General features: G+C 64.0%; 15 protein-coding genes and 1 tRNA gene. 1 reads left to right on the forward strand and 15 read right to left on the reverse strand.

The window, feature by feature from the left end:
- Positions 1-39: 39 nt before the first annotated feature.
- The 12 genes from AC3WJE_RS15545 to thrS form a co-directional block, all read right to left on the reverse strand.
- On the reverse strand, positions 40-1,488 hold the full coding sequence (locus tag AC3WJE_RS15545; RefSeq protein WP_493731725.1) for an undecaprenyl-phosphate glucose phosphotransferase: 1,449 nt from the start codon (positions 1,486-1,488) through the stop codon (positions 40-42).
- 261 nt (positions 1,489-1,749) lie between these two features.
- Positions 1,750-3,156: a GumC family protein gene (locus tag AC3WJE_RS15550; protein ID WP_493731726.1), complete on the reverse strand. Its 1,407-nt coding sequence runs from the start codon at positions 3,154-3,156 to the stop codon at positions 1,750-1,752.
- On the reverse strand, positions 3,153-3,761 hold the full coding sequence (locus tag AC3WJE_RS15555; protein WP_493731727.1) for a polysaccharide biosynthesis/export family protein: 609 nt from the start codon (positions 3,759-3,761) through the stop codon (positions 3,153-3,155). The genes AC3WJE_RS15550 and AC3WJE_RS15555 overlap by 4 nt, the downstream gene beginning before the upstream one ends.
- A 691-nt stretch (positions 3,762-4,452) precedes the next feature.
- Positions 4,453-4,529 (reverse strand) — tRNA-Pro (locus tag AC3WJE_RS15560).
- Between the two features lie 73 nt (positions 4,530-4,602).
- Complete coding sequence (locus AC3WJE_RS15565) at positions 4,603-4,959, reverse strand: MerR family transcriptional regulator (RefSeq protein WP_493731728.1); 357 nt, start codon at positions 4,957-4,959, stop codon at positions 4,603-4,605.
- Positions 4,940-5,239, reverse strand: coding sequence for an integration host factor subunit alpha (locus AC3WJE_RS15570; RefSeq protein WP_002811076.1), 300 nt, complete (start codon positions 5,237-5,239; stop codon positions 4,940-4,942). The genes AC3WJE_RS15565 and AC3WJE_RS15570 overlap by 20 nt, the downstream gene beginning before the upstream one ends.
- A 22-nt stretch (positions 5,240-5,261) precedes the next feature.
- A complete protein-coding gene (gene pheT, locus AC3WJE_RS15575) occupies positions 5,262-7,640 on the reverse strand; it encodes a phenylalanine--tRNA ligase subunit beta (protein WP_493731729.1) in 2,379 nt (792 codons plus the stop codon).
- A gap of 119 nt (positions 7,641-7,759) precedes the next feature.
- Positions 7,760-8,755 (reverse strand): phenylalanine--tRNA ligase subunit alpha, encoded by a 996-nt coding sequence (gene pheS / locus AC3WJE_RS15580; protein ID WP_493731730.1) that lies wholly within the window; start codon positions 8,753-8,755, stop codon positions 7,760-7,762.
- A gap of 256 nt (positions 8,756-9,011) precedes the next feature.
- Positions 9,012-9,371: a 50S ribosomal protein L20 gene (gene rplT / locus AC3WJE_RS15585; RefSeq protein WP_003484828.1), complete on the reverse strand. Its 360-nt coding sequence runs from the start codon at positions 9,369-9,371 to the stop codon at positions 9,012-9,014.
- Positions 9,372-9,381: 10 nt separating this feature from the next.
- Positions 9,382-9,579 carry a 50S ribosomal protein L35 gene (rpmI, locus tag AC3WJE_RS15590; protein ID WP_010342861.1) on the reverse strand — a complete coding sequence of 66 codons (198 nt, stop codon included), beginning with the start codon at positions 9,577-9,579 and terminating at the stop codon, positions 9,382-9,384.
- Between the two features lie 293 nt (positions 9,580-9,872).
- Entirely contained in the window at positions 9,873-10,400 is a 528-nt protein-coding gene (gene infC, locus AC3WJE_RS15595) for a translation initiation factor IF-3 (protein WP_493731737.1), read from the reverse strand.
- A 66-nt stretch (positions 10,401-10,466) separates the two neighbouring features.
- Positions 10,467-12,371 carry a threonine--tRNA ligase gene (thrS, locus tag AC3WJE_RS15600; RefSeq protein ID WP_493731731.1) on the reverse strand — a complete coding sequence of 635 codons (1,905 nt, stop codon included), beginning with the start codon at positions 12,369-12,371 and terminating at the stop codon, positions 10,467-10,469.
- A gap of 313 nt (positions 12,372-12,684) precedes the next feature.
- Here thrS and AC3WJE_RS15605 point away from each other — a divergent pair, with 313 nt between their 5' ends.
- Complete coding sequence (locus AC3WJE_RS15605; RefSeq protein WP_493731732.1) at positions 12,685-13,725, forward strand: LacI family DNA-binding transcriptional regulator; 1,041 nt, start codon at positions 12,685-12,687, stop codon at positions 13,723-13,725.
- 92 nt (positions 13,726-13,817) lie between these two features.
- Here the strand turns inward: AC3WJE_RS15605 and AC3WJE_RS15610 are convergent, their stop codons facing one another.
- Genes AC3WJE_RS15610 through AC3WJE_RS15620 form a run of 3 tightly spaced genes read right to left on the reverse strand, consistent with a single transcriptional unit; the run spans position 13,818 to position 19,272 of the window.
- Entirely contained in the window at positions 13,818-15,536 is a 1,719-nt protein-coding gene (locus AC3WJE_RS15610; RefSeq protein ID WP_493731733.1) for an alpha-amylase family glycosyl hydrolase, read from the reverse strand.
- Positions 15,533-17,056, reverse strand: a complete 1,524-nt coding sequence (locus AC3WJE_RS15615) for an MFS transporter (protein WP_493731734.1) — start codon at positions 17,054-17,056, stop codon at positions 15,533-15,535. Before AC3WJE_RS15615 ends, AC3WJE_RS15610 begins: the two co-directional genes overlap by 4 nt.
- A complete protein-coding gene (locus tag AC3WJE_RS15620) occupies positions 17,053-19,272 on the reverse strand; it encodes an MGH1-like glycoside hydrolase domain-containing protein (protein WP_493731735.1) in 2,220 nt (739 codons plus the stop codon). Before AC3WJE_RS15620 ends, AC3WJE_RS15615 begins: the two co-directional genes overlap by 4 nt.
- Between the last annotated feature and the right edge of the window lie 191 nt (positions 19,273-19,463).

Genomic DNA, 19,463 nt, shown 5'->3' on the forward strand with positions numbered 1-19,463 from the left:
CCGGCAAGACGCTGGCTGGCTGCCCCTTCTCCATGGCCGTCAGTACGCGCTCTTCTGGCCGAGCACGCGCACCGCGGTCAGCACGATGATCCGGATATCCAGCCACAACGACCAGCGCCGGATGTAATCCAAGTCGTACTGGACACGCTTCTTCATCGTGCGCAGCTCCGGTGTCTCGCCGCGGAACCCGTTCACCTGGGCCCACCCGGTGATACCGGGCTTCACGTAATGACGCTGCATGTAGCGATGGATCAGCTTCTCGTAGTGCGAGTTGTGCTGCGCCGCATGCGGCCGTGGCCCCACGATCGACATGCTGCCGCCCAACACATTGAAGATCTGCGGAAGCTCATCCAGGCTGCTCTTGCGCAGGAACGCACCAAAGCGGGTGATGCGCGGATCGTTGCGCGTGGCCTGCACGACCTGCGGACCATCGCCATCGTGCACGCGCATCGAGCGGAACTTCATCATGTAGAACTCGCGCCCGCCCAGCCCGTTGCGGCGCTGGCGGAAGAACACCGGCCCCGGCGAACTCAACTTCACGCCGAGCGCGATCGCCAGCATCAACGGCCACAGCAACATCAGCGCCAGAATCGCCACCGCCTTGTCCTGCAGAGCCTTGACGACGACGAAGTAATCGTCGCGGTCCACGCCCCCCTGGCGCAGGTTGATCACCGGGACATTGCCGATCTGCTCGCCAGACTGGTTGAGCATGCCGAAGTCGAACAGGTCCGGCACCAGCTTGACGTTGATCGGATAGCGCTCGAGCTTCTCCAGCAACTGCTTGATGCGATCACGCTCGCCGAGCGGCAGCGAGATCCATACCTGCTCCACCTGGTTCTGCTCCAGGTAGGCGACCAGCTCGTCCGGTGCGCCCAGGCAGGGAATGGAAACCCGCTCATCCGACAGGTCATAACGGCTGGTGAAGTAACCCACCACGTTCATGCCGACCCAGGGATTGCGGTCCAGATAACGATGGATCTTCACCACCGGATGGCGCAAACCGACCACCACGACGCGCTGCACGTCCATGCCGAGCGTACGCAGATGGTTGAGGAACATGCGCAAGCCGGTACGCGCCAGCACCAGCACCGACAACCCACCGGCGAACCACAGCCCAATCCACAACCGCGAGACCGTCTGGCCAAACTGCACGATCAGCGCATGCACGGAGAACAACGCGAAGATGCCCGCGAATGCCGCGCCAAGCACCAACAACTCTTTGGTCAGACCGCGGCCACGCCAACTCCGGTACAGCGGGAACAGCGCAAAGCAGATCACTGCGTACAGCAGCGTGGTACCGATGGCCACGCGATAGGCCACGGGCGGCACCCAGGTGCCGTACAGCACCCGATAGGCCACAAGGGCCGAGACAACGACAACGGCCAGGTCCAGCACCCGCAAGGCGAGATCGGCGGCCGCCGAGTATTTGGAAAGAAGACGCCGCGACGAAGTTGTGTAGGTCGCACTACTGAGGTCTGCCAAGAGCATGGGATGGTCCTCCAAACCCGTCGGCCGGCACGCGGGGGAACGTACCGATTTATCGGGTCTCGATTCGTCTGTCGCACTCCGCTGCGGCGCCCCTAACACCGACCCCAGGCTGTGCGACAGCCCTTTACAGTCAACAGATCAAACGTTCAACACGCGAACCTGCAAGGCAATGGATCACCTCCTTTTTTCACCGAATCACCTGTCATCATCGTCAGCTCCCTTTATCAAAACCCTCTCCATGTAGTAACGCGGAATCCGTGCTCATCTCACCTGCTTCTCATCACGCAGGAAGTAGCGCAGCAATGCGAAGGCCACCGCGAGGAAAGCACCGAAGATGAATCCGATTGCCAGATTGAGCGGCCATTTCGGCGAGGACGGCGTGCTCGGCACATCGGCCATGTCGATGATGGAGATGTTGTTGCTGCCGATGTTCCCGGCGACGCCGATCTCCTTGTAACGCTGCAGCAACGCGTCGTAGAGCTGGCGATTGGTATCCACCTCGCGCTTGAGCATGTTGTAGCGGATGCTGCGCGACTGCAGGTCCAGCTCATCGCTCTTGAGCGTACCGATGCGCGCTTCAAGCATCTGGTCCTGCTGGCGCGCAGCCTCGTACTCCGCCTTCAGCGAGCCGCGGATGTTGTTCAGCTCGCTGTCGATCTGGCGCTGCAGTTCGTTGCGCTGCGACAGCAGCTGCTGCATCTCCGGGTACTGCGGCTTGTACGTGGCCAGCTTCTGCTGGTACTCGGTATCGATCTTGACCTGCTCGGCACGCAGGTTCTGGATCAAGGGATTGGCGATTGCCTGGGGCAGGCCCAGGCCATTGCCGGTCGACGCCTGCCGCCACGCGGACTCCGCCTTGATCCGCGCATCCTGCGCTGATGCCAACAATGCGTTCAGCTCCGTCAGGTTCTGCGCCGGCAGCGACAACTTGTCATCGCCGACCGAGACGATCTTCTCCTGGCTCGAATAGTCGACCAGATTCTTCTCGGAATCCTCGACCTTGGCGCGCAGCTGCGCCAGGCGCTCGGACAGGTATTGCGTTGCAAAGGTCGAAGCCTGAAGCCGCCGCTGCTGACTGTTGACGATGAACACCCGTGCGTAGGCATTGACGATCTTGGCAGCAAGAGCAGGATCGGGGGAATCGAAGTTGATGTAGACCAGGCGCGAGTTGAGGATCGGCTCCACATCCAGCCCGGACAGAAGCACCGGAGTCAGCACGCGCTCGGCGATGCTCTGCCTGGTGATCAGTTCACCGCCGCGCTCACGCGTGGCCGCCTGCATCTTCTCCATGGCCTCGTCGACCACCGGCTTGAAGGTCGGCTCCTGATCGAGCTTGGCCTCGCGTATGACCGCACGTGCAAGCGAGCGGCTCTGCAGCAATTGATACTGCGTCTGGTAGAAGTCCTTGTCCTGCGGCGACTCCACCGGCATCAGGCTTTCGACCTTGACGACATTGAGCGTGTCGCGCTCGATCTGCAACGTGCTGCTGGCGCGATAGCTCGGAGTAAGCAACAGCGTCACCAATCCCACCAGTACGACTACGGCGGCGGTGATCAACGCGATCAGCCAGCGCTGGCTGTAGAGCGCGTGCCAGTAGTCGCGCAGGTTCATGTCTGCGGGCTGCAGGAATCCCTGCGGTACGGAGCGATGTTCGGGATAGGTACTCATCGGTAAGCGCGCCACACCATGACGAAGGGTGTCATCTCAAGCGCGGTGCGTAGCAGCAACCGCGCATCGGAACGGTAGACCACGACGATGTCGCCACCGTAGATCTCCGGATCCGGTGCCTTGCCCGCCTCGATACTGCCCAGGTCGAACCGCGCGATCATCTTCTGACCCTGCACGGTCCGGAACACGATGACGTTGCCCCGACTCGCCACGTTGCTCACGCCCTTGGCCTCCGCCAACGCCTGCTGCAACGTGAGATTGGAACCGATGACCGGATAGATCCCGGGTTGGTCCACAGCCCCCGATACCGTCACCCGGCGCCCGTTGGCCTCCTGCACGAACAGCGAAACCTGTGGATCCTGCAGATAGCCATCGCGATAGCGATCGGCCACCTGCTTCTCCAGCTCGGCCACGCCGATGCCGGAGGCCTGTATCGATCCGATCAGCGGAAGCGTGATGTAGCCCTGGTTGTCTACGCGCACCGTGCGTTCGAGGTCATTGACCTGGAACACCTTCACTTGCAGCAGGTCGCCAGGAGCCAACCGATACTCCGGCTGCACCGTCGACAGCGCGAGCGGGTCAGGCTCCGGCAGTTCGGTGGCCATATGCGAAGTTGTGCTGCATGCGCCCAACAACATCGAGCAGATCAGGGCCAGGCACACGCCTTGTCCAGGTCTTCCGTTCGGTGTCTTCATGCGTCGTGCTTATCCGCCTTGTTGGATGGATTTCGGGAACTCCAGCACCTTCCGACGGCGCATGCGCGCCAACGGCAGGAGAAGAATCGCGGAGGTTTTCCGATCCCGGCATTACCGCCCGGAACCAACAACGGAGCTACGTGTTGCGCTGCACTATCGCATAGAAAATTCACTCCGCAACCGTCAAACGTCGGTTTTTTGACGCACGTTCAACGCGCCATTCAAGTTCGCGCCTTGATGCTTTCACGAAATAAAAACATTTTTCGAGAAAAAAGCGGCGCAGGCCAATTCGAAAGACGGAATCAAGTCACATGTTTACGCGTTCATGCATCAACGTCGAAACGCACGTTTTTTTCGCTCGGCTATTACGCGATGGGCGCGACGAATGCGCATCTGGTTATAACCAATGCGCAAAAGGTCTCATTCGGTCGCACGCACCACTGCGCAAGCGCGCATGGATTCGCGATGGGCGACGACCATGGCGCCACCTCGCATCACGTGCGCTCGAAGACGGGAAGGGAAACGGCCCCACCAGCCCACGATCCACCCAAACGAAAACGGCGACCCGCATGGTTGCGAGTCGCCGTTTCGTGTGGAGATTTGGTCGGGGTAGCCGGATTCGAACCGACGACCACCAGTCCCCCAGACTGGTGCGCTACCAGGCTGCGCTATACCCCGAGAGGTCCCGCCTTTCAGCGGGCTGGCGATTATAGCGGCTTTGTGAAGGCTTTTCCTAGCTGGAGGAACACGCTCAACGCCGCAGCAACTGCATCACTTCTTCCAGCTCCATCCGGACCTGCCGGATGATCTGGTTGCTCAGCGCCGATTCCTGCCGGGCGCCCTCGCCCTCCAGTCGCAGGCGGGCGCCACCGATGGTGTAGCCCTGTTCGTACAACAGGCCGCGGATCTGACGCACCATCAGCACGTCATGGCGCTGGTAGTAGCGGCGATTGCCACGACGCTTGACCGGCTCCAGGCTGGGAAACTCAGTCTCCCAGTAACGCAGCACGTGCGGCTTGACGTCGCACAACTCGCTGACCTCACCGATGGTGAAGTAGCGCTTGGCCGGGATCGGCGGAAGTTCTCGGTTACTGCCCGGATCCAGCATAAGCCTCCACCCGCTCCTTGAGCTTCTGGCCCGGACGGAAGGTGACCACCGTACGGGCGGAAATCGGAATTTCCTCGCCGGTCTTGGGGTTGCGACCGGGTCTCTGGTTCTTGCGGCGCAGATCGAAGTTGCCGAAACCGGACAGCTTGACCTGCCGTCCCTGCTCCAGCGCGTCACGCAGCACGTCGAAGAACGCGTCCACGAACTCCTTGGCCTCACGCTTGTTCAGACCGACCTCATCGAACAACCGCTCTGCCATTTCCGCTTTCGTCAATGCCATCACATTCCCCAGGCCTACCGCCTCAACTACGAATCCGGGCGCGATGCTCGCGCTCGATGACGGTTACCACCTCGGTTACGACGGCATCCACGTCTCGGTCGGTCAGAGTGCGCGAGTTATCCTGCAAAATCAAGCCCATAGCCAAACTCTTGAAGCCCGGCTCGACCCCGGCACCGACATAGCGGTCGAACAGCTGGACCTCCCGCAGCAGCGGCCCGACCGCCCCGCGCACCGAGCCTGCCAGGGCCGCCCACTGCACCTCATCCGGGACCACGAAGGCCAGGTCGCGGCGCACCGAGGGGTAGCGCGACAGCTCGGCCGCCCGTGGCAGCACGCGCCGGGCCAGGGCCTCGAACTCCAGTTCGAAGCCGAACACGTCCACGTCGATGTCCAGTGCCCGTGCCAGGCGCGGGTGCAACTGGCCGATCCAGCCAATGCGCTCACCATCGCGGTAGACATCGGCCGAGCGGCCCGGATGGCCGAACGGCTGCGTCGAGCCGCGGTACTCGAGGACAGCACCGGACGCCGCAGCCAGGGACTCCAGGTCACCCTTCAGGTCATGGAAGTCGACCTTGCGCGCCGACTCGCCCCATTGCAGGGCCAGCGCGTCGCCACAGACCGCCGCCGCCACGCGCAGCCGCTCGATCGGCGCCGCACCGGCTTCAGCGGCACGCGCGAACACCTTGCCCAGCTCGAACAGGCGCACCCGGCCCAGTTGGCGGGCAACGTTGCGGCCCAGCGCCGCCACCAGTCCCGGCAGCAGTTGCGGGCGCATCACCGCCAGCTCGGCCGACAGCGGATTGGCGAGCGCGACGGTATCCGCATCGAGCTGCCACTGCCCGAGCAGGCCGGCATCGACGAAGGCGTAATTGATGGTCTCCTGCATTTCACGCGCGACCAGCTGGCGACGCGCGCCGGGTTCGTCCAGCCGCGTCTCGGTCGGCATCGCGATACGCGAGGCGCCGCCCGGCAGCGTGGTCGGGATGCGCTCGTAACCATGGATACGCGCCAACTCCTCGATCAGGTCTTCCTCGATCGCAATGTCGAAACGGCGGCTCGGCGCGATGACCTGCCAGCCCTCGCCGGCGGCGGTCACGTCCATGCCCAGCGCGCGCAGGATGCGCTCGATCTCGACGTCATCGATCGCAATGCCGAGCACACGCTGCACGCGTGCACGACGCAGTGTGATCGTCGCCGGACTCGGCAGATCGGCCTCGCGCACCGCCTCGACCACCGGCGACGGCGTGCCACCCGCCAGATCGAGCACCAGACGGGTGGCGTACTCGATCGCCACGCGCGGCAGCTCCGGGTCGACACCACGCTCGAAACGATGGCCGGCATCGGTGTGCAGGCCGAGCTTGCGGCCACGCCCCATGATCGCCGCCGGGGCGAAATGCGCCGCCTCCAGGAATACGTTGCGGGTGGCGTCGGTGACGCGGGTGTCCCAGCCGCCCATCAGGCCAGCCAGGGCGACAGCGCGATCACCGTCGGTGATGGTCAGGAAGCTGTCGTCAAGCTCGACTTCACGGCCGTCGAGCAGCTTGAGTGACTCACCGGCGCGCGACAGACGCACACCGACCGGCCCGGACAGGGTATCCAGATCAAAAGCATGCATCGGCTGGCCCAGCTCCAGCATCACGTACTGGGTGATATCGACCAGCAGCGAGACCGGACGCACACCGCTGCGGCGCAGGCGTTCGGCCATCCACAGCGGCGTCTTTGCCGCTGTGTCCACGCCCTCGATCACACGCCCCAGGTAACGCGGCGCAGCGGCGCCTGCCTCCAGCGACACCGCCAACGTGCGCGCACCCGTGGCCGTCACCGGCGCGGCCGCGAACGGCACCACTTCGCTGGCGCACGCGGCGGCCACGTCGAAGGCGATGCCACGCAGGCTGAAACAGTCGGCGCGGTTCGGAGTCAGCTTGATCTCGATACTGGCGTCCGGCAGCCCGAGGTACTCGGCCAGCGGCTGGCCAACCGGCGCAGCGCCCGGCAGCTCGAACAGGCCGGAAGCATCGCCGTCCAGCCCCAGTTCCTTGGCCGAACACAGCATGCCGTTGGATTCCACCCCACGCAGCCTGGTCGGCTTGATCGTCAGCTCGCCGATCTGCGCACCGGCCAGCGCCAGCGGCGCAAGCAGCCCGGCGCGCGCATTCGGCGCACCGCAGACGATCTGCAGCAACTCGCCCTGCCCGGCATCGACCTTGCACACCTGCAGCCGGTCCGCTTCCGGATGGCGCACCGCCTCGACGATGCGCCCCACCACCACGTGCCGCAGCGAATCGCCCAGCGCGACCACGTCCTCGACCTCCAGGCCGATCGCGGTCAGCGTGGCCGTCAGTTCATCGCGGGTGGCCTGAGTGGGGACGTGACTGCGCAGCCAGTTTTCAGAGAATTTCATGGGAGCCGTGATGGGTGATTCGTGATGGGTGATTCGCGAGAGCGGTTGACGTGGAGATTGGGACCGAGACTGGAGAACGCATTTGCGAATCACCCATCACGAATCACCAATCATGCTCCTCAGGCAAACTGCCTGAGGAACCGCACATCGTTCTCGAAGAACGCGCGCAGATCGTTGACGCCGTAGCGCAGCATCGCGAAACGCTCCACGCCCAGGCCGAAAGCGAAGCCGGTGTAGCGCTCCGGATCGATACCGCAGTTCTTCAGCACGTTCGGATGCACCATGCCGCAGCCGAGCACTTCCAGCCAGCGCGTGCTGCCGTCCGGCTGCTGCCAGGCGATGTCCACCTCCGCACCCGGTTCGACGAACGGGAAGTAGCTGGGACGGAAGCGCATCTCGAAATCGCGCTCGAAGAACGCGCGCACGAATTCCGACAGCGTGCCCTTCAGATCGGCGAAGGTCGAATGCTCGTCGACCAGCAGGCCCTCGACCTGGTGGAACATCGGCGAATGGGTCTGGTCGCTGTCGCTGCGGTAGACCTTGCCGGCGGCGATCATCCGCAGCGGCGGACGATGCGCATCCATGTAGCGCACCTGCACGCCGGAGGTGTGGGTACGCAGCAGGCGCCCATCGCCGAAATAGAAGGTGTCGTGCATCGCCCGCGCCGGGTGGTGCGGCGGGAAGTTCAGCGCTTCGAAGTTGTGCCAGTCGTCCTCGATCTCCGGACCGTCGGCCAGCTCGTAGCCCAGCCGCGCGAAGATCTCGGTGATGCGTTCCTGCGCGCGGGTGACCGGATGCAGCCCACCCCGCTCGCCGCGCCGGCCCGGCAGGGTCACATCGATCTGTTCACCGGCCAGGCGCGCGTCCAGCGCTGCGTTCTCCAGGACGGCCCGACGCTCGCCAAGTGCCGTGGAAACGGCATCGCGCACCACGTTGATGGCCTCGCCGGCCAGCTTGCGCTGATCCGCCGGCAAGGTGCCGAGCTGCTTGAGCTGGGCGGTGACACTGCCGCTCTTGCCCAGCAGCGCGACGCGCAGCGTCTCCAACTGCTCGGGATTCTGCGCGGCGGCGATGTCCGCCAGCGCCTGATTGCCCAGGGTCTCGATGTCGCTCATGGATTCCAGCACCCGCCTGCCTTGCTGGGACCGCACCGGGGCGCGGCCCGCCAAAAGGATCCCCGCACATGGATGTGCGGCGCTCATGCGAGGGACCCGCCCCAAGGACACCGGCACAAGGATGCGCCGTGCTCTTGCGAGGGACCCGCAAAAAAACAAAAAGGGGAAGGGCTCACGCCCCTCCCCTGCATATCAGCGATGCCTCCCTTCAAAAGTCCGCGCACGGATGCGCGGGCTCTTGCGAGGGACTCGCACCTTATGCCGCGAGCGCGCCCTTCGCCTTCTCGGCCAGCGCGGCAAAACCGGCCGCGTCGTGCACGGCGATGTCCGCCAGCACCTTGCGATCCAGGGTGATGCCAGCCTTCAGCAGGCCGTTCATGAAACGGCTGTAGCTCAGGCCGTTGATGCGGGCAGCCGCATTGATGCGGGTGATCCACAGCGAACGGAAATTGCGCTTCTTCTGCTTACGGCCGATGTAGGCGTACTGCTGTGCCTTGATGACCGCCTGCTTGGCGACGCGGAAGACCTTGCGACGGGCGTTGTAGTAGCCCTTCGCCAGAGTCAGGATTTTCTTGTGACGGCGGCGCGCCTGCACGCCACGCTTTACTCGTGCCATTGTTCAGTCCTCAGAGGTAGGGAAGCATGCGGTCCAGACGGCCTGCGTCTTCTGCGCGGACGTGATTCGTCTGCCGCAGGTTGCGCTTCCGCTTGGTCGCTTTCTTCGTGAGGATGTGGCTACGGTTGGCGTGGCCAGCCTTGTACTTGCCGGAGGCGGTCTTGCGGAAACGCTTGGCCGCCGCCCGGTTGGTCTTGATCTTGGGCATTGCAATGTCCTTGATGGTGTTATGTCACTGACGAGGGCGGTGGCATTGCCACGCTTTCCGTCCTGCCCTGCCTGCTTGTAAGCCCCTGATTCCACAAGGAAACGGGGCCGGTCCTGTACCACTTGCGCGGCACCCCGACGAATCGGAGCCGCATATGATGCCAGATCGCGGAATGCCTTGCAAATCAGCGAATTGGCGACAGCGCCCCGGATCGGGGCACCGAATCTACCGCGCAGGATTCGCCGCTTCGAACCCCGCACATGGATGTGCGGGCTCCTGCGAGGGACTCGCCCTCAGGTCTTCTTCTTGGGCGCGATCATCATGACCATCTGCCGCCCTTCCAGGCGCGGACGCGACTCGATGACGATGTCTTCACCCAGGTCGCCCTCGATGCGAGCCGCCATCTCGCGACCCAGCTCCTGATGGCTCATCTCGCGGCCACGGAAGCGGATGTTGACCTTGACCTTGTCGCCCTCTTCCAGGAAGCGGCGCATGTTGCGCAGCTTGATCTGGTAGTCGCCCTCGTCCGTGACCGGACGGAACTTGAGCTCCTTGATCTCGACCTGCTTGGTCTTCTTCTTGGCCTCGTTGGCCTTCTTCTGCTGCTCGAACTTGAACTTGCCGAAATCCATGATCTTGCAGACCGGCGGATCGGCCTGCGGCTGGATCTCGACCAGATCCAAGCCCTCTTCCTCGGCCTTCGACAGCGCTTCGTCGCGCGTCAACACGCCGATCATCTCGCCGTCGCTGCCGATCACACGGACGCGCGGCACGCGGATTTCTTGGTTCCTGCGGTTCTGTTTGTTGTCAGGGGTACTGATTGTTGCAATCTCCCAGGGGAATCAAACCGGCACTTCCGGATCATCCAGACCGGCCGGGGTTGGTGTTCAGACTGCCTGCTCTGCCTGTAGGCGCTCGATGAAGGCGGAGACCGACATCGTCCCCAGATCCTCGCCCGCCCGCGTCCGCACAGCGACGGCGCCATTTTCCTTCTCGCGGTCGCCGACCACCAGCAGGTAAGGCACCCGTTGCAGCGTATGCTCGCGAATCTTATAGCCGATCTTCTCGTTCCGCAAATCGGCCTCAACCCGGAAGCCTTGATTTGCAAGGGTTTTCCGGACCGACTCGACGTAATCGGCCTGAGCGTCGGTGATATTGGCCACCACGACCTGCACCGGCGCCAGCCAGGCCGGGAAGGAACCGGCGTGGTGTTCGATCAGGATACCGATGAATCGCTCCATCGAACCGACGATCGCCCGGTGCAGCATGACCGGGTGCTTTTTCTGACTGTTCTCGTCGACGTACTCGGCGCCCAGGCGCTGCGGCATCATGAAATCGACCTGCACCGTACCCAGCTGCCAGGTGCGACCGATCGCGTCCTTCAGGTGGTACTCGATCTTCGGGCCATAGAAGGCGCCCTCGCCCGGCAGCTCCTGCCAGCTCACGCCATTGTGGCTCAGCGCCGAACGCAGCGCGGCCTCGGCCTTGTCCCAGGTGGAATCGTCGCCGAGGCGCTTTTCCGGGCGCAGCGCGATCTTGATCTGGATGTCCTCGAAACCGAAGTCCGAATACACCTTCAGCGCCTGCTGGTGGAACGCGGTGACCTCGGCCTCGATCTGCTCTTCGGTACAGAAGATGTGGCCGTCGTCCTGGGTGAAGCCACGCACGCGCAGGATGCCGTGCAGCGCGCCGGACGGCTCGTTGCGGTGGCAGGCGCCGAACTCGCCGTAGCGGATCGGCAGGTCGCGGTAGCTGTGCAAGCCCTGGTTGAACACCTGCACGTGGCCGGGGCAGTTCATCGGCTTGATCGCGTAGGTGCGCTTCTCCGACTCGGTGAAGAACATGTTTTCCTGGTAGTTGTCCCAGTGGCCGGACTTCTGCCACAGCGACACGTCCAGGATCTGCGGACAGCGCACTTCGCCATAGCCGCTCTCGCGGTAGACACCACGCATGTACTGCTCGACCACCTGCCAGATCGACCAGCCCTTCGGGTGCCAGAACACCAGGCCGGGGCCCTCTTCCTGAAGATGGAACAGGTCCTGGGCCTTGCCGATCTTGCGGTGGTCGCGCTTTTCGGCCTCTTCGATGCGCTGGATATAGGCGTCGAGCTGCTTCTTGTCGGCCCAGGCGGTGCCGTAGATGCGCTGCAACTGCTCGTTCTGGGCGTCGCCGCGCCAGTAGGCGCCGGAGATGCGGGTCAACTTGAACGCCTTCAGGAAGCGCGTGTTCGGCACGTGCGGGCCGCGGCACATGTCCACGTATTCCTGGTGGTAGTACATGCCCATCGCCTTGACGTCTTCGGGCATGTCCTCGATCAGGCGCAGCTTGTAGTCCTCGCCACGCGATCTGAAGATCTCGACCACCTCGGCGCGCGGGGTCATCTTCTTGACCACGTCGTAGTCCTGGGCGATCAGCTCGCCCATGCGCTTCTCGATCGCGGCCAGATCCTCCGGCGTGAACGGACGCTCGGAGTGGATGTCGTAATAGAAGCCCTCGGCGATGACCGGGCCGATCACCATCTTCACGTCCGGATACAGCTGTTTGACCGCATGGCCGACCAGATGCGCGCTGGAGTGGCGGATGATTTCCACGCCCTCCTCGTCCTTGGCGGTGATGATGCGCAGGCTGGCGTCGTGGTCGATGAGGTCGCTGGCATCGACCAGCACGCCATCCACCGAACCGGCGATGGTGGCCTTGGCCAGACCGGCGCCGATCGACTGGGCGACCTGCATGACGGAAACAGGGGATTCGAATTCGCGGCGGCTGCCGTCGGGGAGCGTGATGGTGATCATGGGGAAGCGGGGATTCTTGATTCGGGATTGGGGATTCGAAGAGCGCGATCCGGATTCGTTACGAATCCCGAATCCCCAATCTCGAATCCCAAAACAGCAAAGGCGCCCAGAAGGGCGCCCGCAGGGGAAGCCTCTGGCTACGATCAGCGATGGGCGGTGGTAGTGCTCATGTCGCACGCTCGGCCGGCGTTTCCGCGGGCCACCTGAGTCTGCTGGCGGTCAGGTCGCGAATAGTAAACCAATCGCGCCCGCGGTGCTCGGCGGGCCGAGCGAGCGCATGGCATGATGCCGGACTGCCTTCTGCCGCCACACCATGACCATCAAGGGCAAAGCCACCTCGCTGGACATCGCCTACCTGGCCGGGGTCTCCCAGCCAACGGTCTCGCGTGCCCTGCGCGGCAGTCCGATGGTCAATGCCGAGACCCGCAAGCGGATCCTGGAGATCGCCCGGCAGCTCAACTACAAGGTCGACAAGAACGCTTCCAGCCTGCGCCTGCGCAACGCCGGCACCCTGGCGCTGCTGTTCTTCGAGGATCCGACGCCGGATGACTCGCTGATCAACCCGTTCTTCCACTCCATGCTGGGCTCGATCACCCGCGCCTGCGCGCTGCGCGGCTATGACCTGCTGGTGTCGTTCCAGCAGCTGTCCACCGACTGGCATGCCGATTACGAGGACAGCCACAAGGCTGATGGCCTGATCCTGCTTGGTTATGGCGACTATCTGGAAGCGCGGCACCGGCTGCAGCAACTGGTCGAGCAAGGCACGCATTTCGTGCGCTGGGGCGCGGCGCTGCCCGATCAGCCCGGCATTTCGATCGGCAGCGACAATTTCCAGGGTGGATTGGAGATCACGAACCACCTGATCGACCGGGGCCATCGGCGGATCGGCTTTCTTGGCCACGCCTCGAACCACTACCCGGAGTTCTTCGAGCGTTGGCGCGGCTATCGCGAGGCCCTGGGCAGTGCCGGGCTTGAGGCCAATGCGGCGCTTCAGGTCGATGCGATCACCACCGAGCAATCAGGTTACGAAGCAGCCTTGGAGCTGCTGACACGTGGCGCGCCGTTCGATGCGATCTGCGCCGCCAGCGACCTGATCGCGATCGGCGCGATGCGGGCGCTGCGCGAACGCGGCTTGCGGATACCGCAGGACGTGGCGGTGACGGGGTTTGACGATATTCCCATCGCCGGCGCGATGGCACCGGCGTTGTCGACCGTGCAACAGGACACCAAGCAGGCTGGATCACTGCTGGTCGAGAGCCTGATTGCATTGATTCGTGGCGAGCCGGCCGAAGACCGCACCATTCCGACGCGTCTGGTGCTGCGCGACTCGTCGCGCACTGATCAAGCTGTCTGATTCGCACGAGCGGCTCTGGGTGGCCTAGGGCCATCAGCCGCGATGGGGTTTTACCGGTAACGCTTCATCGCGGCTGAAGCCGCTCCTACGATTCACTGCGCATCACGCTGGTCGCGCTCGGCTTGGGCTTGCATCTGCTTATCCAGTTGCCGGCGCAGTGCCGGTTGGGACACCGGAGCATCGAGCAGGAACACGCGCACGTCGTGCGGCGCTACTTCAGCCTCCAGTGCCCGCTTGGCCTCAATGCTGCCTTCGCCGAGAGCGTCGCGCCAGGTTCCAGGCTGGAGGTAGCGATCGACCCGGAAGCGATGCGGCTGGTCGCCCTTGTTGAGCAGGACCAGCGCGATCTGCGTCTGATCGTTGTACTGGTAGACCCGATAAAAGGCCGCGTGGTCGCCCTGCAGCTCCACGTCCACCTGCAGGCCACGCTGCAGTGCCGGAGTGGATTCGCGCAGGCGCGCGATCCGTTGCAGCGGCGCGAAGATCGGACTGCGCGGCGCGATGTCGATGCGCTCCTGGCCGAAGTAGGCACGATTGCCGGCGTGCTCCGCACGACCGCGCATGAAGCCGGTCTCCGAGCCGTAGTACAGCACCGGAATGCCGCGTGCGGTGAACAGCCAGTTGTGTGCGTCGATGAAACCGTTGTCGTCGGCATCGAGCCGCGCCATGTCGTGGTTGTCGTAGAAGGTCATCAGTTCATACGGATTACGGTACGGGCCGTCCTGCAGGAACAGCGCGCCGGCCAGTCGCTCGAAACCGGCCTGCTTGCGCCCGAACACGTCCGACATCGCGCCACGCAACGGGAAGTCCAGCACGCTGACGCCGGCATTGCGGCTCCAGGTATGCCGGGCGATCGAGGCCGGATCGTAGTCGAACGCCTCGCCGAACATGAAAAAACCAGGCCGCTCAGCGCGGATGCGAGCGCTGAACTTGTGCCAGAACGCATCCGGCAACCAGGCGATGGTGTCGATGCGGAACGCGTCGACACCCTGCTCCATCCAGTGCAGGTAGGCACCGACGAGGTAATCCAGCACTGCCGGGTTGTCCTGGTTGAAATCGGACAGCTCCGCCAGGTTGCCATCGAAGATCGAACCATCCTTGGCATCGACCGCGCCGATATTGTTGTAGAACGCGTGCAAGGGATTGTGCCGGGGATCGAGTTGCTGCGGTGGCAGGTTCTGATGATCGGCGAGCAGCTTTCCGTCACGGTCGAAGATCTGGCCGAAACCTTTTTGCCTGCGGGTCATCGTGAACGCCGGCGAGCCGTGGTTGCCGACGATGTCCAGCACGACTTTCAGGTTCAGCGCATGCATGGCTTCAGTGAAATCGGCGAAGTCCAGCCCCTCGCTCGGCAGATGCTCGTCGAGCTTGTAGAAGTTGACGCCCCAGTAGCCGTGGTAGCCGGTCTTGCCACGGTCACTGAGCGAGCTGTCACAGCTGACCGGTTTTCCACCACTGAATGGTTCGTCGGGGTTGTCGACGATCGGGGTGATCCAGACCGCGCTGAAGCCGAGATCACGGATATAGCGCGCGTTGTCGACCACGCCCTTGAAGTCACCCCCCAGGTAGCCGATGTTGCCGTCGATGCCATCCGGGCAGCGCACCGGGATGTCGAAGGTGCGGTACTTGCCGCCCTGCTCGCGATGATCGTTGGATGGATCGCCATTGACGAAGCGGTCGGTGACGACGAAGTACACCGCATCCGACGCGAATGACTCCAGCGTGCCGTAGTAATCGCCGGCCTGTTGTGCGATGGCGGTTCCCGCCAGCGTTGCCAGGATCGCCGCGGCGATCATCTTCCCCGGATTCATGCTCGTTCTCCCACAGCCGGCACACGCAATATGCAGATTCCCGCCACCATCAGGCTGGCGGCGCCGATCGCCAGTGCCTGGATCGGCTGACCACCCAGCCAATGCCGCAGCACGAAACCGAGCGCGCTGGCCGCCACCAGCTGCGGGATCACGATGAAGAAATTGAAGATGCCCATGTACACGCCCATCTTCGCGGCGGGCACGCAATCGGACAGCAATGCATATGGCAGCGACAGGATCGAGGCCCAGGCAAAGCCTACGCCGACCATCGACAGCAATAGCCACTGCGGATCGCGGATCAGCAGCAGCGAAAACAAGCCGGCCGCGCCAAGCACGAGATTGACCAGATGGCTCCAGCGCAATCCCATTGCCTTGACCATCAGCGGAATCACCAATGCTGCCAGCGCAGCGAAGCCGTTGTAGGCGCCGAACAGCACGCCAACCCAGTTGGCGCCGTCGTTGTAAGCGGCCGAGCCGGTATCGGTCGCGCCAAAGTGCACCTGGGTCACCGCCGCAGTGGTGTAGATCCACATCGCAAACAGCGCGAACCATGAGAAGAACTGCACCCAGGCGAGCCGGCGCATTGCCTGCGGCATATGGCGCAGGTCGTACACGATCGCCGCCAGCATATGGTCACGGCGAACCCGTCGCGCGATCAGCAACAGCACGCCGTAACCCGCGAGCAGGCCAGCCAGCACATGGAGCATGCGATCGCCCTCGCGTACCACGATCGCCATGGCCAGCAACACGCCAGCGGCGAGCCAGCCGGCGCCCGCAGCGACGGGAGGCAGCTCAGCGGCGAGCCAGCCGGCGCCCGCAGCGACGGGAGGCAGCTCAGCGGCGGGCACTGTCGCATCGATCATGTGTGAACCCGCATCATCGAACGCAGCCAGTTGCTGCGGCGAATACTCGCGGGTGGTGAACACCGTCCACACGATCGCAACGAACAGCACCGCGCCACCAATATAGAACGCGAAGCGCACCGTATCCGGCACTTCACCCGGCGCGGCGGTGTTGACCACACCCCACTTCGCCAGCAACCATGGCAGGAAGCTCGCCACCACCGCACCGATGCCGATGAAGAAGCTCTGCATCGCATAACCGGTTGGACGCTGCGCGGGCGCTAGCTGGTCGCCGACGAACGCGCGAAATGGCTCCATCGAGATGTTGATCGAGGCGTCGAGAACCCACAGTGTCCCGGCGGCGATCCACAGCGTCGGCGAATTCGGCATCACCAGCAGCGCCAGCGTGGTGAACACCGCACCGATCATGAAGTACGGGCGACGGCGCCCGAAGCGGTTCCAGGTGCGATCGGACAGGTAACCCACGATCGGCTGCACCAGCAACCCGGTCAACGGCGCGGCGATCCACAACCCTGGCACATCGTCGATATCCGCGCCCAGGGTCTGGAAGATGCGACTGGCGTTGGCATTCTGCAGCGCGAAGCCGAACTGGATGCCGAGGAAACCGAAGCACATGTTCCAGATCTGCCAGAACGACAAGGTTGGCTTGCGGCTCATTCAGCGGCCTCCGCGACACCGTCAACGCGCATCAGCTGTAATGCCGTGACATCGGCGGTGTTGAGTACACCGGATCGCCCCCCGGCTCCGCCGGTGTAGTGCGCGAAATGTTCCAGACCGCTCATGTTGAAACCCTGTTCCAGTGCGAACTCACAGGTGCCCGCAGCAGGCATATCGAACACCACATGGGTCGAATCCTGTTCGCCGACACTGTGCGGCATCACCACCGGACGTCGCTGCACCGACCGTCCTTCGCAGCGAAGCGTGAGCTGCTTCACCGCTGCAGTGACGCCGGTATTGATCGGGCCGTTGGGATTCCGGTAGCGCAGCGAAACTCGATAACGGCCGGCGGCCGGTGCCTGCCACGCCCACTTGTCGGCCCCGCCGAGTGTGGTCTGCGTGCCGGTGCAGATAGTCGGGCTGTGCAGTGACTCCCAGTGAGCATCGCGCACGGTCAGGCTGATGCAATGAGCCATGCCGTCGCGTGGCAAGCGCAGCGTCTCGATATTGCCCCGGTACCGCTTCCCATCGAGATACAACCTGGAACCGCTCGACGTACGCACGCGCCAGCCATCACCCTCAGCCTGCAACTGCGGCGCTGCAGGTGTCTCGGGAGCGAAACGCGCCTCAGGTTGCGGCGGCGCGATGTTGCTGGCTCGCGTGCCGATCAACTGCACCATCGTTTCGTCACCCTGCCTTTCCACCTTGCCGGCCATCAGAAGATCGCCGGTAACGTGGCGCGGCCGCAGCAGCGTCCACCTACGGCCGTCCATCTGCAGCACGATCCGATCGCGCTCACCGAACAGCATCGGCACCAGCCGTACCGGCAGCTTCGGCGTCACGCTGCCGTCGCCCTCGATCCCGAACACGCCCTCGATCACCATTGACAGGTAGCCCGCCACCGACCACAGCTGGCGCGGCGAGTTGACCACCGGCCCGCTCAACCTGCCCTCGTCCACATGGACGGCCTGGCTGAGCATTTCGTAGTTTTCCATGTTGGAGCCGGCCAGGGCGGTACCGCGTATCAACGACTCGATTTCCAGCGCGATGCGCGGCGCGTCGTCGAGCCGGCGTGCGGCACGCAGCGAATAGGCACTGACGAACGGCCACAGCGCACGGTTGTGATAGATCGGCTGATCGCGCTCCTGCGGCCACACCACCGGGCTGCCGGCGGCCGTGACTGGATAGTGAGAGAGAGCAGCTGCCGCGCGTTCGCGTGGCAGCACGTCGGACAGAATGCCCAGCGACAGACCGAGCAGGTCGTACTTCTCGAACGGTACCGGGTGCGCTGCAGAGCCGATGTAGCTCATGTACTGGCCGCGATCTTCACGCCAGAAGCGTGTGTCGACGGCGTTACGCAGCTCATCCGCCCATTGTGCATAGCGGCTCGCCAACACGGTGTCGCCATGCGCCTTCGCCAGCCGCTCACCAAGCTTCAGTGCACGGTAGTGCAGTACGTTGGTCGACAGCGCGAAGGATTCACCGATGAAGCGCACGTCATTCGCCGTCCACCCCGGATAGGTCTGCTCACGCCAGTCCAGGAACGAGGTCTCGCCGCGATACAAGCCGATCTGCGGATCAAACGCATACTCGCGATCCTGCGCCAAGGTACCCTGCAGTGCCTGCCATACCTCCTCGGCGAAACCCGCATCATCGAGCAGATCCTGCGCAGCGAGGAACCACACCACGCGATCGGTACTGATCGGCCAACTGCCGCCGGAACCGGTGTCCTGCGCGACGAACAGGCCCGGAGGCGCGTCAGCACCGCGCGCTTTCGACAACTTGAAGCGCAGCGATGCGCGTGCGCGCTGTGGATCCAGCCGCGCCAACGCCAGATCGGTGGCGTAGCTGACGTCACGCGTCCACACATACGGCCAGCGTTCGCCGGTCTCAAAGCATCGGCACGGCACCGGCCTGCCTTCGTCGAAGGCCGGATCGCGGATCGCCTCGACGCGGTCCGCCTCCAACTCCCGCTGCGCCAGCGCAAACAGCGCATCGAACATCACGCTGCCGGTCTCGCTGCGCATCGGCTGCACGTCGATACGGCGCTCGCCCTGCGGCATCGTCAGTACGAAACCACCCTCCGGCAACGCGGCCGCGTGGGCCGCAAGCCCTTTCCATTCGATGTCCGCAGCCTGCACGGACGTGCTTGCCGTCGTCGCGATGGCGACGGCCAGACAGATCTTTTTCAGCATCGAAGCGGCGAACCGGTTCACACCGGCAGGCCTCCCTCCCTCTTTGCCCGCATTGTGTTCCGCCGCACCGCAGCACGACGGCCTTGCGGCGCCTCCAAGGGTCTGCTGGGGTGGCCAAGTAGATCGCGTTGGGCCTGGGGGGGGGGGGGGGGGGGGGGGGGGGGGGGGGGGGGGGGGGGGGGGGGGGGGGGGGGGGGGGGGGGGGGGGGGGG

The organism is Pseudomonas sp. GW821-FHT07E12, from assembly GCF_058986605.1.